We start from the raw sequence: 16,754 nt of genomic DNA, 5'->3' as shown, positions 1-16,754 counted from the left end.
GATAAAGCGCCGAATCGTTAGGATTCGGCGCTTTATTATTTGGAGGATTAGAAATTATTTGGCGAGTTTCACAGCGTGTTGGGTGTAAACGACGTGCCAGCCCTTAGGTAGCCCGTTGACGTGCTTGAACTTACCGGTATGTTTCTTGTATGTGATTAACTTAGCACCTTTTTTAAGTTGTCCCTTGGTAACCTTCAAGGTCCCATTGAGCTTGGCAGTTTTCTTAAGTGTTAAGTGGCCGGCGCGACTCATCGTTAACTTTCCAGTCTTGGCCTGTTGGAATTGACCACGAACGGTGACCTTAGTCGCTGCTAGCTTGAGGTTACCGCTGGTCAGCTTCACGTTTCCCTTACCCAAAGCAGTCGCGTTCGCAACTTGAAGCGCACCGCCCTGAAGCTCAGTACCACCAGTGTATCGGTTAGCACCACTTAGTGTGAGTTGACCAGTACCGGATTTGGTCAGCTTACCTGCGCCGCCAATTTGGTTTTGCCAAGTGTCCTTGGCATTGAAGTTGCCCTTTTTAGCGTCCATGTTAACTTTGACGTTGTTTAAGAAGGCACCGTAGCCGTTCGTAGCAGAGAAGAGGTCCAGACGACCCCAACCTTCGGCATCATCCATCCCAGGATAGCCAGAAGGCATTCCAGTTGTGAAGAGGACAGCGCGGCGTTGGGTGTCGTTTAAGTAAGGGAGACGAGTTTTAAGGAGAACTTCGGCACCCTTAGGGACACGCATGGTTTGTGTGGTGTCACCGGTTTGATCGAAGCCGTAAGTCATGCGGTAACGGTAATCTTGGCGGTTCTTTTCGTAACTCTTAAAGTCGTCTTGGGCCGTGGTGTCCTTGCTGCCCAATAAGGCATTAGATTGCGCAGCCTCGTAACCGGCCTTAGCTGTTTCTTGGTTAGCGGGATCGTTTAAAACGGCCGCTGCAATGGCGGTACCGGTCATCCGACCGCCCATCACAGCTAAGGGTGAGTGACGACCAGCGATGATTCGGTCATAACCGACTTCTGATGAACGCGTCACCAACTGTTGGAAACGTTGTGGCAGAGCATAGGCGAAGGCAATACCACTGTCAAAGGCAGCTGTTGTGTGGCCGCTCGGCAAGTCAAAGGAGTCTGGCTTGGCATGGGCCATGATGTTCTCGACGGCAGGCAACGGCTTGACCGCTTTACTCAAACGGTAAGGCCGAGGCATGGCCACGTAATGTTTAGGTGAGTTGATACCAGAGTAAGGGGAGCCTTCCGCCACATCGACAAGCTTGACGAGCGCACCCAATTGTGAATCCTGGGTTGCCCACTTGGGGTTCTTAGGGTTGTAGTCAGCAGGTAGCGGGGTGCTAGGCATGGAGAGATAATTTGTTTGGGCGTTGGCATTTTTAATGAATGCTGGTGCGTAAGGTCCTAACCCTGAAATTAAATTGTAACGCAAGTCTCGGCGGTCACTAAAGTAGGCCCGTTCCATTTCACTATAGGAGCGTTCCTCAGTGACCTTAGCGGATTTGGCGAGGTTGAGAGCAATCATGTCCTTATCGATCACTTTCCCCTTGTCCCAATACTTAGTGAAGCCAGTAATCACACCAATTACGGGGTCAGTGGTTGGTGTCATGTAGGTCATGTTGTCCAAATTTTGGTGATATTGATCCACTAAGTAGCCATAATCTGCTTCGTGGGGCTTTAACAAAGCTGCCACGTTGGGATGCTTTGTTGCAGCTCTTGCGGTTGTCACGTTGGTTACCATGGGAAGCGTGACGGCAACCAGTGAGAGCATAGCCGCTGCACGTCTGGTCCAAGTCCGTTGCCTAGTTTTCATGAAAATACCTACCTTTCAGAATTGAGGGTGCGTTTTCATTTCTTCTTACAAGTTCAGCATACCTGATTGCGATCCCTTTGTCAGCAGGCTTAGGCAAACCAATACAGGACCTATACTAAATTGATACACGGCGTTCGGGTAGAGGATGGTTAAGCATTGAAATCTTTATAATGGTACGCTTTCACAACTAAATTAATAAGAAAAGACGGCCCTATTTAGCAGGTCGCCTTTTGATTAAATAACTAAATTATTTTCTAGAGTATCGTTACCCCAGTCTTCCAATTCTCGCAAGATCTGGTGGAAAGTCTCGCCGGTCTTAGTCAAGCGATAGCTGTAATCATCTTCGGGGAGCGTTTCGATTAGTCCCCATTCCTTCAAATGCTTGAGTCGTAACAGGAGATTAAAAGTGGAGATGCCGCGGACCGTGACCCGCAGATCCATGAAGTCTGTGGGCACTGGAGCGAGTTGGTACAGGACCAACGCGTACCAACGCTGGTGAAGAATCTCCAATCCAAGCTCACTGCCTAGATTGAGTTGTGTTAAAGCCATGTGGAACGATCCCTTCGTCGTTAAATTTGTAAGAAATTAAATAGTCGGTAACTGAGTCGGAGGCCAAAGGTTTTGTCAGGATCATCGAAGTTGATCGCAATGAGATCTTGGACTTTCTGCAGCCGCTTGGTTAAGCTGTTGCGGTGCAAGTGGAGTTGATCGGCCGTGACACTGATTTTACAGTCGTTTTCCAGAAATTCGAAGAGGGTTTTGAACAGGTCACTGTGATGCCGTCGGTCGTATTTTTGGAGAAATAGGAGCTGAGAACACATGGTGTTTTTCAGCAGTGAAGCGTTATCTACTTGAGAAAGAATGATATAAATGTTGTATTTTTGCGTGGAATTGACGACTGTTAGTGTTCCCAATTGCTGAGCAAGTTGCGCAGCTTGTTCACAGATATTTCGAAATTCAGCCGTCTTGCTGACATCGCTGTAGGCTTCAGATATAAAGAAGTAATGGTGGAAGAATGTTCCCAATTGGTTGAGTTGAGATTGCAACTGGGGGAGATCATCGGCGTTCAGGAGAAAAATCAGGCGCTGGTGATCCTCGGCCAGTGGAAGTGGTGTAATGAGATCGCGGAGCTGTTGAACAAAAGCTGTTTGGTTGGTGGCGCCGGCTTGGGGTGTGGCGGTCACACAGACCATCTTGTCCGCAATGAGTGGTTGCAGGAGGGTCGTACCCGTCTGCTCTGGCTGAGTCAGCAATTGGCTAAAGAGACTGTTAACTTCACTCTGATTGGGATTTAGCGCGTACCGGTCGATGAAGCTATTAATGACTCGGATGGCAAGCTGAACTTGATCGAGAGCAGCTGGATAGCCCTTGGATTGAGAAGTGAAGAGGTACCACGTGTTCAACGCCATAGGATTGATGATGTTGCGAATGAATTCCAGTTGATCGTGGCGATACAGGGGCACGTTAGCCGTTGGGTCAAGCCAATCAGTGGGAATCTGGGCTAAGGGAGAGTGTCCACTACTGATGATGCGGCCGGATTGATCGGCCAGAATGACTGCCTGATCAAGATAGGCTGCAATTAGGTCCGTCAGTTCATCGATGGTTGAACATTGGATTGATTTTAGTAAGAGATCGTCTTTATTCATCTGACAAATCCTTTCGGTGTGCAACGTGCACACAAATATCATGAAGCGGTGGTTATTATCCACCTTGTAGGCTTTCTATTGCTGATGCTATAGTAACAACACGTTGAAAATATCATATCAGTTAGTGGGCAACTTGTCCACGGAGGAGGACCTTTATGGAATTTAAAGATGTGATTCAAAACCGGCATTCTTACCGGAGTTTTACAGATCGACCGATTGGACTAGCAACCCTGGAGGCTATTGTGAGTGATGCCAAACAGGCGCCATCCTGGGCCAACGCACAACCGTGGCAGATCGTGATTGCCACAGGAGAAGTACTCGCCCAGATTAAGGATGGTCATCGGTTGCGTAGTCGGCGGGGAGTGGCTGGTAATGCTGACCTGACCGTAGCGCACCGGACGGAATGGACGGCCGCTAGTCGCAATAATATTGCGACCTGGAATGGTGACCTGAGTCAACATTTGTTAGCCAATGATGCGCAGTCTAGCTATGGTCAGACGCAGGATAACTTATTCAATGCGGCTGCACTGGTTTACCTGGTCTTACGTGAACCTGTGAATGAGTGGGCTATCTTCGATCTCGGCGCTTTCTCACAGACATTGATGCTAAGCGCCACCAATCATGGCATTCAGTCGATTCCAGCGTATGAGGTTGTTCGGTATCCAGATGCCTTACGGGAGACGTTTGCCTTGGATGAAACGCACCGCTTTATTATGGGAATCGCACTGGGCTACCGAAATCAGACGGCGATTAATGATTTTCGGTCACAGCGTGTGGCTAACCAGAATTTTTTGACGATAAAGGACTAAACAAGGAGGAATTATCATGAAAGTATTTGTTATTGGTGCAACCGGTCGGGTAGGGAAAGTGTTAGTTGCGCAACTGCGCCAAAATGGGCACGAGGTGTTTGCTGGGTCACGTCGACCACAGGCGGATGATGATCATGCCATTTACTTTGATCTACACGCTACGCCACAGGAGATGGCTAAGGTCCTGACAGGTGTACAGGCCGTTTACTTCGTTGCGGGATCGCGTGGCAAAGACCTTTTGCAGACGGATCTTAACGGGGCGGTCAATGCGATGAAAGCCGCTGAACTGGCAGGTGTTAAGCGTTATATTCAATTAAGTTCAGCGTATGCCCTGACGCCGCAACGGTGGTCGGAAGGTTATCTGAAGGATATTACCGATTATAATATTGCAAAATATTTTGCTGACAACTGGCTCATTCATCGAACCACTCTCGACTACACGATTCTCCAGCCAGGTGTTCTGACGACTGCCCCCGCAGTTGGTCAGGTCAGCTTGGATACGACGACACTAGGTGAGAATCCGCTGGCGGACGTAGCGACAATGCTCGCCGCAGTGCTCACGGCACCACAGACTAGTCGAAAAGTTATCATGATGAAGCAGGGTCAGACGTCAATCAAGACGGCGTTGGCCAAAATATAAAATAGAGTAAGATAGAAAACTGACGACAATGGGCCTCGCACCACCAGCTAAGGTGGGTGCGGGGCCCATTGTGGTTGATGAAAATTTAGGAAAGTTCTCATTGTCACTGAGAGAGCAGTATAATTGAACTCAAACAATTCGGGAGGTCAGCTAAATGAAAATATTAGTCACGGGGTTCGATCCATTTGGTGGTGAGAGTACTAACCCCGCAATTGAAGCGGTCAAGCAGTTACCAGATGAAATATCCGGAGCGCATATCGTTAAACTGGAGATTCCAACGGTATTTAATCGTTGCGCGGAGGTCGTGCGGCAGGCCATTTTCGTGGAGCAGCCAGATGTTGTCTTGAGTATTGGCCAAGCGGGAGGTCGAGCAGCCCTCACGCCGGAGTTGGTGGCCATTAATTTAAACGACGGCCGGATTCCAGACAATGCTGGACAACAGCCCGTGGATCAACCCATTCAACTGACGGGGGATGCGGCTTACTTCACGCAGCTGCCCGTCAAAGCCATGGTCAGCGCTATCCAAGCGGCTGGGTTACCGAGTCAGGTTTCAACAACGGCCGGAACTTACGTCTGCAATCACATCATGTATCAAGTCCAGTACCTCCGTGCCACGGCGTTTCCGACGTTGCAGGCCGGGTTTATGCACATTCCATTTCTACCAAGTCAGGTCACAGGGCGACCAAATACGCCGTCACTGTCGTTGGCGGATGATGTCCGGGGGATTACCGCAGCACTTACGGCAATCGTTGCGAAAAATACGTAAAGCCAGTCGTGTGCACGTGTTGATTAGCAGACATGTTAACTAGTTTGCGTATTGGGAGCGTTCCCGAAATATTTATATTATAATAATGTTAGTTTGACAGAGGATTAGATTGGAGGAATTGAGATGCAGAAATATACTGCAGAGTTTTTGGGCACCTTCATGTTGGTGTTCTTAGGGACCGGCGCCGTAACTGTGGCAGCCGGGAGCACGTTAACGATCGGGTTGGCATTCGGCTTAGCCATTACGGTGTCGGCATACGCCTTTGGTGGTATTTCCGGTGGGCATTTTAACCCAGCTGTCACGACGGCGATGTTGATTAACCGGCGAATATCCGGCCGTGATGCCGTCTGGTATATCGTTGCGCAAGTCTTGGGTGCCACCGCAGCATCAGCTATTATGAAATTATTTGTCGGTGGCCTGGGCCTGGCAACGAACCAATTGGGCCAGACAGACTTTCCTAAGATTTCCACGGGGTTAGCCTTCCTGGTCGAAGCACTCGTCACGTTCCTATTCCTACTGGTCATCTTAAATGTGACGAGTGATCGTCACGGCAACGGTGATTTTGCGGGGCTTACCATTGGGGTGACATTAGGCTTCCTGATCATTGTGGCATTGAACTTGACTGGTGGGTCGTTGAATCCAGCGCGTTCATTCGGGCCCGCAGTGTTTGCTGGCGGTAGTGCATTGTCACACCTGTGGCTCTACATTGCGGCTCCGGAAGTGGGTGCCATCCTGGCGGCGTTTGTTGGTCGGATGATGGGTAGCGAAGACTAGATCGCACGTTTCAGCAATAGCGTTTTGAATAGACAAAGAGCCTGGGAAAAATCCCAGACTCTTCTTTTGTTCTCCAAAGTTATATTGCTGAAACGTGGAACAAAAGGCAGCTGGCTCCGCTTAAAACTGATAACCGAACAATCCAGACCCGGGATTATCCGGCTATCAGCCTTAATGCTCGCCAGCTAACCGCCCTTTGTTCCACTCTTTTGCTCATTTATGTTGAATTTCGTCTAGCTTAAACTGCACAATTTTAGTAATTAAGGCTTCAGGTAACGGTTTATTATAATCGAATTGAATAGCGCCCTTCGAGTATTTATAACGACCGTCCAAGTCGTCTTCGAAGTGAATGATCGGTGTACTCGTGGGGTAAAATCCCAAGTGATTCTTCATTCCCGCGAAGTAGACGATGTCCTTATCTTGGTGAAAGGCAGGCATCCCGTAGCTCATCTTTTCGGTGGCATCGGGCAGCAATTTTTTCAAAATCTGGTACATAGCGGTTAACTGGGGCTGTTGCTTAACATCTGCATTTTCGATATAATCAGTAATGACGGTCATGAAAGCGCCTCCTAGTCGGTTACAAGTAACTTTTCTTTGATAGTACCATAGATGGGTGAAGGAGACGTTAGTAAATCGTTTTACTTGCCTTTAAAAGTCCCTCATCAACTGGGTAAGGGGGACTGTCAGAACTTATTTTTAAGCGGTTGCTTGCACGTCGATGTCGGGGGTCACGATAAAGTCAATGATGTGGTCGTAAATGGCCAGATTAGCAGTGGTCGCCTCACGGTCAAAATCGTGCTCGGACTGGTCGAGAGCGATCAACTCGGCATCAGGTAAGGCGTTAAGCGCAACCTGTGCGGCAGCAAACGGGACATCAGGATCAGCTGTGCTGTGGAGCAGGAGGGTCCGTGGTAGCCGAGACAATTCGGTGGGGGTCAGTGAATAAGTGGTGGCCTCACGCATGCTCGGGAGAAATTGACTGAGCCAGGTGCCAAACTGCCGACCGGAGACGTACAACGGATAGCGGTCCTTCATGTCACCCGCAACGAGTGGCTGTCGCTGAATCAGAGCCTGAGCGTTCATCGGTAACACCTTTGGAAAACGATCATAGAATTCGGTTGGCATCCGAAATTCAGGATAATCCAGACCAGAATAACCGTAGAGATCAATGAACCCCTCAACTTTAAGCCCATCGCGTTGTAAGAGGTAGGCTAGATATGAGCCTGCCGAGCGGCCCATGAGGATCATGCGTGAAGCGTGGGCTGTTTTGGCCAACATCGTTTGAATGGAGTCTCGTAGCACTGGTAAAATGACATCGATTTTCACTTCCGGAGCCAATAAGTAGTCAAATGTAAATAACTGGATGTCGGCGGCAATGAACTTTTCAATGTAGGCCGAGGGTAAGTCTTCTCGCTGTCCAAATTCTAAGCCGCCGCCATGAAGGTAGAGGATGGTAGCCGTCGGCGGCGTATCAGGTTCGTAGCTAGTTGCCATCAGCGAGACGTCTTGGTAGGTATTCAGGGTAACTTGAGTTGTCTTCAAAACCGTCACACTCCTTCTAATTTTGTAATCGTTTACATTTTACCAAATTTTCGACCTTTAAGGTGACAAATGAAAATGTTTTTCTAGTCATTTTGGACAATGCTCCACGAAAAGAAACCGCTTACAATGGGTATTGATAAATCGTTACTTCCTAATAGGTAGGCGTTAAGGTCTGCTACTGATCGGGGATCCTTACCAGTTCGCGCGAACATCAGCCTCTAAGGTCTTTAGGACGCAGCCGTTTATCGAGACTATTCTGCAACGAAGGTGGTTAAAGATTACATTCTAAGGGGTTTTGAAGGTGAAAACGAACGAGTATGAAGTAACTGAGCAGCAAATTGCAACGTTCAAGGAGCGCGGCTACAACGATGATTTACTTCCTAAGACCGGCGACAAGCGGAACATGGGAATCGGCAACTTCTTTACCTTGTGGATGGGGTCCATCCACAACATTCCTAATTACGCGGCCGTCGGTGGCTTTCTGTTCTTAGGCTTATCACCGCTTAACGTCATGATCGCCATATTCTTGAGTGCATTCTTCGTCTCCGCATTCATGGCCATTAATGGTATCGTCGGATCCAAATATGGGATTCCCTTTGCAATGCACCTTCGTTCGGCCTACGGCAACCTCGGTGCGAAGCTACCAGGATTCTTACGTGGCTGTGTCGCGGCGATTGCCTGGTTTGGGTTACAGACGTATACGGGTTCGCTAGCTTTACTGATTATGATCGGTAAGATTTGGCCAGGCTTTCTCGAAATTGGAGGATCGACCAAAATTCTAGGAATCAGTATCCCGGGTTTAATTTCATTCACCATCTTCTGGGTCTTAAACGTCCTAGTTGGGTTTGGTGGCGGGAGTATTTTAAATAAATTCACTGCAATTTTAAGCCCATTGATTTATGTCGTATTTGGCGGGATGGCAATCTGGGCAATCTGGGGTGCCGGTGGGTTAGGACCGATTCTGTCCTACCATATCACCGCAACCTCTCATGCCAACCCCCTTCTGGTTTACTTTATTATCTTCAACTCTGTAATTGCCGTTTGGGCAGCGCCCGGGACCAGTATCGCGGACTTTACGCAAAATGCCAAGTCCACGAAGGCTCAGGCGATTGGCCAGACATTAGGCTTATCAGTTGGTTACCTGATCTTTGCTTTCACCAGTGTGGTGATCTTGATCGGGGGGTCGATTCATTACAACATCCAGGAATGGAACGTGTTGAATATTATCGAACGGTGGGATAGTCTCCCCGCAATTCTGATTTCGATGGCTGTTTTCCTATTGACCACGATCTCAACGAATGCGACCGGGAACATTATTCCAGCCGGTTACCAGCTGACCGCCTTATTCCCTAAGCGGCTGAATTACAAGAGTGGTGTGATCATTGCTAGTCTCATTAGTTTCCTGATCATGCCGTGGAAGTTGATGGAAAACGCAGACAGTATCTTTATTTTCCTAAATGGGATTGGTGCTGTCCTGGGACCAGTTGCGGGGGTCATGATTGCCAACTACTTCTTCATTCACTACCGGCATGAAAATCTGGATACTCTGTATATGGATCTGAATACCGGGAATAAAGAGATTCGGTATCATGGCATCAATAAAGAGGCCTACATCGCGACAATCTTAGCTCTCGTATTGTCTCTCAGTGGTCAATTTATTCCAGCCGTCAAAGTAATTTCTGATTTGTCATGGTTTGTTGGATTTATCTCTGCATTCCTGATTTACCTAGGGTTAAAGAAAATGGTGTCGAAAAATGAACCGGCAACAGTTAACCAGAGTTTAAACCAAGATATAAAGGAGGAATAAACATGAGTCATGAATTAGTTATTAAAAACGGATTAGTCATCCTTGAGGGTGGCGCGGTCCACACTGATGTCGCAGTTGATAATGGTAAGATTACCGCCGTTGGGGAAAACCTAAATGGTAGTAAGATCGTTGATGCCAAGGGCTTAGTTGTTAGTCCTGGGATGGTTGATGCCCACGTACATATTACCCCAATGGGTGGTGGCTACCGGGATCAATGGGAAGGCTATGTTACTGGAACGGCTTCTTGTGCCAAAGGTGGGGTAACTTCCTTTATGGAAATGCCTTTGAATCAAGTGCCCGCCACGGTTGATGGCAAGACTCTTGAGGAAAAGTATTCACACAAAGATGAATTAAAAGTGGATGTTGGCTCGTTTGGGGGATTGGTACCTTCAAACTTAAAGGGTGGCATTCAAGAATTAGATGAAGGCGGCGTTGCTGGTTACAAGTGTTTCTTGGCAACCTGTGGGGACCGGTCGATCGACGGTGATTTTGAAAACGTTGATGACTACTCCCTGTATGAAGGGATGAAGCAAATTGCCAAGACGGGTAAAGTCTTAGCCATTCATGCCGAAGACGCAGCCATTACCGATCGCCTGGGCGAAATTGCTAAGGCAGAAGGCAAGACCACGTTGGCAGACTACGTAGACACGCGCCCGGCCTTTACCGAAGTCATGGCCATCAAGAAGGCTATCTTTATGGCCAAGCAGACGGGCTGCCGGATTCATATCTGTCACGTTGCTTGCCAAGAAGGGGTTGACGCAGTTATCCAAGGTCGCGCTGAAGGTGTCGACGTTACCTGTGAAACCTGTGTTCATTACCTATACTTCGCCAAGGATGAACTGGATGCCATTGGTGCCGTGGTTAAGTGTTCACCACCAATCCGGGAACAAGCCCAACAAGATGCTTTGTGGGACCGGGTTGAATCAGGTGCCATTAGCTTCGTGACATCCGACCATTCACCATGTACGCCTGACCTGAAGGATACCGACAATGCATTCGATGCATGGGGTGGAATTCCAGGTGTTCAAAATGACGTTGACGTGATGTACGATGAAGCCGTTCAAAAGCGCGGCATGTCATTGACGCATTTCGCACAAATCATTGCTTCGAACCCAGCAGACCGTTACAACTTGGATGACAAGGGTCGGATCAGTGTTGGGAAGGATGCCGACTTCGTTCTGATCAAGCCAAATGCCCCATACACCTTGAAGGCAGAAGACTTGGAATACCGGAACCAAATCAGTCCATACATTGGCCGTGAAATTGGTGCACAAGTGATGCAAACCATCTTACGTGGCCAAACCATCTACAGCAAGGAAGCTGGCGTGACGTCTAACTTCCCTGGTCAGTTTATCGAAAAAGCTTCTAACAAAGTTGCAGAGACCGTTTAGTTTTAGCTAAACAACAGCTGCTACCCAAAGAACAGAGCAATCCGTCTTCGAGAGTATTATCGGGGAGGATTGCTTTTTGTGTCAAGCACGTGGCGTAAGGTGGCAGGTCTAGGAATGTACCTTTCGAAACACGTTATGGCAAAGTGGTGGTCCGGCGATGGCCCAGCCAGTTGTCCAATCTGCATAACTGCCAAGCCCCCACTAGCAAAATGTGAAAATCCCTGATAACGCTAAAGAAAACGCCAATCAAGGTGATCAGAGCGTGAAAATCAAGCCATACTCGGTTATCTAAGGATTCAGACACTGTCTAACTGGCGGTGACCAGGCACAGTCTAAGACTAGAAGGGACGCCAATCCCAATAACATCAAGGCATTTCCTTCGAAAGTGACGTGACAAGTCTTATCCGCTGCGATACGAGCACAACGCAGTAGCTGGCCTACTTTCACCGCAAAGTTCACGAATTTTTGCGATCAAAGAGGGGGATTTTTGTCGAATTTGGTGGAAATGCAACAATTTCACGATTGAATTTAGCCAAAGTAACTAATGATGATGGTAATGAAAGCGCATACAATAAGCTTGTAACATAATATGAAGGAGGTTCAAATTATGGAACTCGAAAAAGTTGTTGATGAACGACTTAAGAAATTGTCATCGATCGGTAGCGATCCAACAGGTGGGATGACGCGGCTACTTTACTCCGACTCTTGGTTGGAAGCCCAGAAGTACGTCAAAGCACAGATGGAATCATCCGGAATGGCAACCCAGTTCGATGATGTTGGTAACTTGTTTGGGCGGATCGAAGGTTCCGAGAAGCCAGAAGAAACCATCATGACGGGTTCACATATTGATACAGTAGTTAACGGTGGGACACTCGATGGCCAATTTGGGGTTGTTGCTTCACTGACCGCTGTCCAGTTCTTACAAGACAAATACGGCGCACCAAAGCGGTCACTTGAAGTGATCTCCATGGCCGAAGAAGAAGGTAGCCGGTTCCCAACCGTATTCTGGGGCAGCAAGAACTTTGTCGGTATTGCCAATAACGCCGAAGTCAAAGACGTTGCCGATGCTAGTGGCAAGAAGTTCGCTGATGAAATGCACCGTCAAGGTTTTGATTTTAGTGCGAAGCAAACGCGGCGTGATGACATCAAGGCCTTCGTTGAAGAACATATTGAACAGGGAAGCATCCTCGAAAGAGAACACGAACAGATCGGGGTTGTGAACAGCATTGCCGGCCAACGGCGGTACGATATTACCTTAAAGGGTGAAGCCAACCATGCCGGAACCACGCCACTGAGTTACCGTCATGATGCTGTCTACGGGATGGCTAAGATTGTGAATGACGCTTTGGACAAGGCTCATGAGATTGGCGATCCACTGGTCTTGACGTTTGGTAAGGTTGTGCCAAAGCCTAACACGGTTAACGTGGTTCCTGGGGAAGTCCTCTTCACCATGGATTGCCGTCACACCGATGCCGATTACTTAGTTAAATTTACCACTGAGATTGAAAACATGATGCGCGATGTTGCCAAAGATATGGGCTTAGACATCAACATCGATCTCTGGATGGATGAGAAACCAGTGCCAATGAGTCAAGATATTGTTGATACCATTGAAGGCCAAGCCAAGGCAGGAAACTACAAGTATCGCGTGATGCACAGTGGTGCCGGCCATGATTCTCAGGTTATTGCGCCAGTTTACCCAACGGCCATGATCTTCGTGCCAAGTATCAACGGGGTCAGCCATAACCCAGCCGAAAACACCAAGTTTGAAGACCTGGTTGAAGGTGTGAAGTTGATGGCAGACACACTTTACCAATTGGCTTACAAATAACTTACTTAGTAAAACCACACAAAACTATTCAAAAAAGGGAGACTTGATCATGAGTTACAAAAACAATCGTACCGGTTACCAAAAGCAATTATTGGGTTCACGTTCCGTCGTTAAAGCAGGTAACTTCGCTTTGATTCCTAACGATGGCTTAGTTAAAAACAACGTACCTGGTTTTGAAAATGTAGACGTTTCCATCATGGGAACCCCACGCTTAGGTGCCCACTTCGTTGACTACATTGCCAGTTTCCAAAAGGGCGGTAAGCACACCGGATTTGGTGGCGAAGGCATCGAAACAGTTGCTTATGTTGTTTCTGGTAAATTAAAGGTTTCCGACGGTAAGGAAGAAAACATTCTGACTGATGGTGGCTACGCTTACTTCCCAGAGAGTGTCATCATGACCATGGAAAACGCGCAAGACGAACCAACTGAAGTCTTCCTCTACAAGAAGCGTTACCAACCAATCGCCGGTCACAAGGCTTACAAGATCGTGGGCAACACGCACGACCGGGCACCACAAGACTATGAAGGCATGACCGATGTTCACCTGTGGGACTTCTTACCAACTGACGATTTAGGCTTCGACATGAACATGCATATCTTGGCTTTCGAACCAGGTGCTAGCCACGCTTACATCGAAACCCACTATCAAGAACATGGCGCTTACTTAATCAGTGGTTCTGGGATGTACAACCTGGACAATGGCTGGTACCCCGTTGAAAAGGGTGACTACCTCTACATGGGCTCTTACTCACCACAAGCTGCTTACGCTGTAGGCCGTGGCGAACCCTTAGCTTATGTATACTCCAAGGATGCTAACCGCGATCCAGAAATCTAACACACGACGACACACGCACACTAGACTCGGAGGGACAGCATATGTCAGATTCAGGAATTACGCTAGTTGACGCACAAGAACTACAAGATTTAATGATGAACAAGTTTATCGCCGCCGGGTTACCCCAGGTTCCTGCCGAAGAAACAGCACGGCATCTGACCTACGCCGATGCCTGTGGGATTCACTCCCATGGGACCGTGCGGGTAGCCTACTACGCTGAACGAATTGCCAAGGGTGGGGTCAACCTCGCACCGAACATTAAGTTCGAAAAGACGGGGACTTCTACCGGAGTCGTTCACTGTGACAATGGGATGGGACAGTATGTCTGCAATGAAGCACTGACTTACGCAATCGGTATGGCCAAGGAAACTGGGACTGCCGTTGTCGGTGTGGAAAAGACCGGTCACAGTGGGATGCTTTCCTACTACGTGAAGCGCGCTGCTGAAGAAGGGTTAGTGGCCATCGCCATGTGCCAATCCGACCCAATGGTAGTGCCTTACGGTGGTAGTGAAAACTACTTTGGAACCAACCCAATTGCTTTCTCCGCACCACGTTCAAGTGGCGAGCCACTGGTCTTCGATATGGCGACCACGGTTCAAGCTTGGGGGAAGGTTCTGGATGCTCGGTCAAAGAACCGTGCCATTCCAGACACCTGGGCAGTTGATGGCAACGGGGACCCAACCACGAATCCACACGACGTTCGTGGCCTGCTCCCAATTGCTGGGCCTAAGGGTTACGGGTTGATGATGTTAGTTGACGTGGTAGCCGGCTCCTTACTCGGCTTGCCATTTGGGAAGCACGTCTCCTCAATGTACGCCGACTTGACTGAGAAACGGAACTTGGGGCAATTCTACATCTTGATCGATCCAAAGAAGTTCACGGATCCAGATGCTTTTGCTAAACAAGTGCAACAGATGACCGAAGAATTACATGAAATGCAACCAGCTAAAGGCTTTGATCAAGTTTACCTGCCAGGTGAACGGAGCCAGATTCGTCGGAAGAAAGCGATGAAGGACGGCATCGAAGTTGCAACTGAAATTTATGATTACCTGAAGAGCGATACGGTTCACTTTGATAAGTACAATGGGCAAGGTGCCTTCGCCGAATAATTTTAACGAAAGAGAGTTGATAACTATATGCTGCACACAGTAATTGAAAAGAATAGTTATCAGGACTCCATCGTGCTCATGCTGTTGACGAATTATCTGGAAACCCTAGATGGCGTCAACAATGTACAAGTCATGATGGGAACCCCTGCTAACAAAGATATCTTTAAGACCGGAGGCTTGGCTACTGCTGAATTGGAAGCCGCAACCCCTAACGACATGGTGGTGGTCCTCGACGTTGATAACGAAGATCTCATTGACGACGTGGTCAAGAAAGCCAAAGTCTACTTGGATGAACAATCCAATGGGAGCGACGATGAGAACAGTGGCGAGGAACGGGTCAAGACTTGGGACAAGGCCTTAGAAGTTGCTAAGGATGCACCAGTTGCACTGATTTCTGTGCCCGGTGTCTACGCCGCAAGTGAAGTTGAAAAGGCTTTGGATGCTGGCAAGAACGTGTTCTGTTTCAGTGACAACGTGACGATTGAAGACGAAGCGCGTTTGAAGCAAATGGCCCACGAAAAAGGCCTGCTGCTGATGGGTCCCGACTGTGGGACCGGGATTGCGAACGGCTTACCCTTAGCCTTTGCTAACCGAGTGCGCAAAGGTAGCATCGGCATCGTTGGCGCTTCTGGAACCGGGATTCAAGAAGTGACCGCCATCATCCATAAGATGGGTGAAGGGGTCACCAACGCTATCGGAACTGGTGGTCGTGACTTGAAGGCCAAAGTCCAAGGGATTACCTTCAAGGACAGCATTGCCTTACTGGACCAAGATCCAGACGTTAAGGTGATTGTGGCCATCTCGAAGCCACCTGCAAAGGAAGTCCGTGATGACGCGGTTGACCTGTTACGGGCAGCTAAGAAACCAGTCGTTGCCATCTTCTTAGGTGAAAAGCCAGAAGCCCATGAAAAAGGCCTCTACAGAGCCTACACGTTGGAAGAAACGGCGAAGATTGCGGTCGGTTTACTCCACGGTCAGGAACCCACTGGGAACGAAGATGTTGCCGTTAAGGTACCAGACGTGAAATTACAACCACGACAGAAGTACATTAAGGGGTACTACTCCGGCGGGACGTTAGCCTATGAAGCAGCAACCTTAATGAACAACACGTTAGGTCTTCACGCTGAAAATGGTGTCGATGGGTCAATCTTGAAGAAGGACGGTTACGAAGTCTTAGACCTCGGGGATGATGTCTTTACTCAGGGCCGGCCACATCCAATGATCGATGCGACAAAGCGGAAAGAAATGATGGTTTCGGCGGGCCAAGACCCAGAAACTGCCGCAATTCTGCTGGATATCGTGCTTGGTTACGGGACGACTGACGACATGGCGGGCGATTTGAAGGACACGATCATCAAGGTCAAGGCAGATGCCAAGGCTGAAGGTCGTGAACTGCCAGTGATTGCGACTATCGTCGGCACTGACATGGATCCACAGGACTACAGTCAACAACAGCGGACTTTAGCAGAAGCAGGTGTCATTATCTGTGAAAACAACGCGCAAGCTGTTAAGACTGCTCTAGCTATCGTGGGTCATCCGGTTGAAGAGCAACCCTTACCAATCTTGCCAGAAAAGCCATCGAACGTGAAGATGCCAGCCGTTTCTGACAAACTGAAGGAAATGCTGACGGCTACTCGGTTCTTGAACATTGGGTTGGAAAGCTTTGCGGAAGCAATTAATGAAAGTGGCGGGAGTGCTGTCCAGTTTGACTGGAAGCCAATCGCCGGAGGAAACGTTGAGCTGCAAAAGGCCTTACTGTTCCTCAATAAAGTTGATCTGAAAGTAGGGGTGTAAT

Annotated in this window: 15 protein-coding genes; 10 read left to right on the top strand and 5 right to left on the bottom strand. The window is 48.5% G+C overall.

Annotation, left to right across the window (positions count from 1 at the left end):
* Window positions 1–54 precede the first annotated feature (54 nt).
* From ACKTSF_RS07245 to ACKTSF_RS07235, 3 genes are all read right to left on the bottom strand, one after another.
* Window positions 55–1,809, bottom strand: a complete 1,755-nt coding sequence (locus ACKTSF_RS07245) for a phosphatase PAP2 family protein (RefSeq protein ID WP_407888006.1) — start codon at window positions 1,807–1,809, stop codon at window positions 55–57.
* A gap of 234 nt (window positions 1,810–2,043) precedes the next feature.
* Window positions 2,044–2,358, bottom strand: coding sequence for a winged helix-turn-helix transcriptional regulator (locus ACKTSF_RS07240; RefSeq protein ID WP_407888004.1), 315 nt, complete (start codon window positions 2,356–2,358; stop codon window positions 2,044–2,046).
* 20 nt (window positions 2,359–2,378) lie between these two features.
* Window positions 2,379–3,455, bottom strand: coding sequence for a helix-turn-helix domain-containing protein (locus ACKTSF_RS07235; RefSeq protein ID WP_407888002.1), 1,077 nt, complete (start codon window positions 3,453–3,455; stop codon window positions 2,379–2,381).
* Window positions 3,456–3,610: 155 nt separating this feature from the next.
* Between ACKTSF_RS07235 and ACKTSF_RS07230 the strand changes: the two genes are divergently transcribed.
* The 4 genes from ACKTSF_RS07230 (at window position 3,611) to ACKTSF_RS07215 (ending at window position 6,444) form a co-directional block, all read left to right on the top strand.
* Complete coding sequence (locus ACKTSF_RS07230) at window positions 3,611–4,264, top strand: nitroreductase (RefSeq protein WP_407888000.1); 654 nt, start codon at window positions 3,611–3,613, stop codon at window positions 4,262–4,264.
* A 16-nt stretch (window positions 4,265–4,280) separates the two neighbouring features.
* Window positions 4,281–4,904, top strand: a complete 624-nt coding sequence (locus ACKTSF_RS07225; protein ID WP_407887998.1) for an NAD(P)H-binding protein — start codon at window positions 4,281–4,283, stop codon at window positions 4,902–4,904.
* A gap of 154 nt (window positions 4,905–5,058) precedes the next feature.
* On the top strand, window positions 5,059–5,670 hold the full coding sequence (pcp, locus tag ACKTSF_RS07220) for a pyroglutamyl-peptidase I (RefSeq protein ID WP_407887996.1): 612 nt from the start codon (window positions 5,059–5,061) through the stop codon (window positions 5,668–5,670).
* Window positions 5,671–5,793: 123 nt separating this feature from the next.
* Window positions 5,794–6,444: an MIP/aquaporin family protein gene (locus ACKTSF_RS07215; RefSeq protein WP_407887994.1), complete on the top strand. Its 651-nt coding sequence runs from the start codon at window positions 5,794–5,796 to the stop codon at window positions 6,442–6,444.
* Between the two features lie 213 nt (window positions 6,445–6,657).
* Here the strand turns inward: ACKTSF_RS07215 and ACKTSF_RS07210 are convergent, their stop codons facing one another.
* Window positions 6,658–7,002, bottom strand: a complete 345-nt coding sequence (locus ACKTSF_RS07210; protein ID WP_407887992.1) for an iron chaperone — start codon at window positions 7,000–7,002, stop codon at window positions 6,658–6,660.
* A 138-nt stretch (window positions 7,003–7,140) separates the two neighbouring features.
* Entirely contained in the window at window positions 7,141–7,995 is an 855-nt protein-coding gene (locus tag ACKTSF_RS07205) for an alpha/beta hydrolase fold domain-containing protein (RefSeq protein ID WP_407887990.1), read from the bottom strand.
* Window positions 7,996–8,287: 292 nt separating this feature from the next.
* On the opposite strand from ACKTSF_RS07205, the gene allW reads away from it, so the two are divergent.
* The 6 genes from allW (at window position 8,288) to fdrA (ending at window position 16,753) form a co-directional block, all read left to right on the top strand.
* Entirely contained in the window at window positions 8,288–9,793 is a 1,506-nt protein-coding gene (gene allW / locus ACKTSF_RS07200; RefSeq protein ID WP_407887989.1) for an allantoin permease, read from the top strand.
* A gap of 2 nt (window positions 9,794–9,795) precedes the next feature.
* Window positions 9,796–11,184 carry an allantoinase AllB gene (gene allB, locus ACKTSF_RS07195; protein WP_407887987.1) on the top strand — a complete coding sequence of 463 codons (1,389 nt, stop codon included), beginning with the start codon at window positions 9,796–9,798 and terminating at the stop codon, window positions 11,182–11,184.
* 607 nt (window positions 11,185–11,791) lie between these two features.
* Entirely contained in the window at window positions 11,792–13,015 is a 1,224-nt protein-coding gene (allC, locus tag ACKTSF_RS07190; protein ID WP_407887985.1) for an allantoate deiminase, read from the top strand.
* A 49-nt stretch (window positions 13,016–13,064) separates the two neighbouring features.
* The gene (allE, locus tag ACKTSF_RS07185; RefSeq protein WP_020090390.1) at window positions 13,065–13,850 is read left to right on the top strand and encodes a (S)-ureidoglycine aminohydrolase; all 786 of its coding nucleotides are present in this window, start codon (window positions 13,065–13,067) and stop codon (window positions 13,848–13,850) included.
* Between the two features lie 41 nt (window positions 13,851–13,891).
* The gene (gene allD, locus ACKTSF_RS07180; RefSeq protein WP_407887983.1) at window positions 13,892–14,959 is read left to right on the top strand and encodes an ureidoglycolate dehydrogenase; all 1,068 of its coding nucleotides are present in this window, start codon (window positions 13,892–13,894) and stop codon (window positions 14,957–14,959) included.
* Window positions 14,960–14,986: 27 nt separating this feature from the next.
* A complete protein-coding gene (gene fdrA, locus ACKTSF_RS07175; RefSeq protein ID WP_407887981.1) occupies window positions 14,987–16,753 on the top strand; it encodes an acyl-CoA synthetase FdrA in 1,767 nt (588 codons plus the stop codon).
* The last annotated feature ends 1 nt before the right edge of the window (window position 16,754 follow it).

It is taken from the genome of Levilactobacillus muriae, from assembly GCF_045862015.1.
GTDB lineage: Bacteria > Bacillota > Bacilli > Lactobacillales > Lactobacillaceae > Levilactobacillus > Levilactobacillus muriae.
Note: the sequence above shows the minus strand (reverse complement) of the source record. Positions and strands in the feature narration are given on the sequence as shown.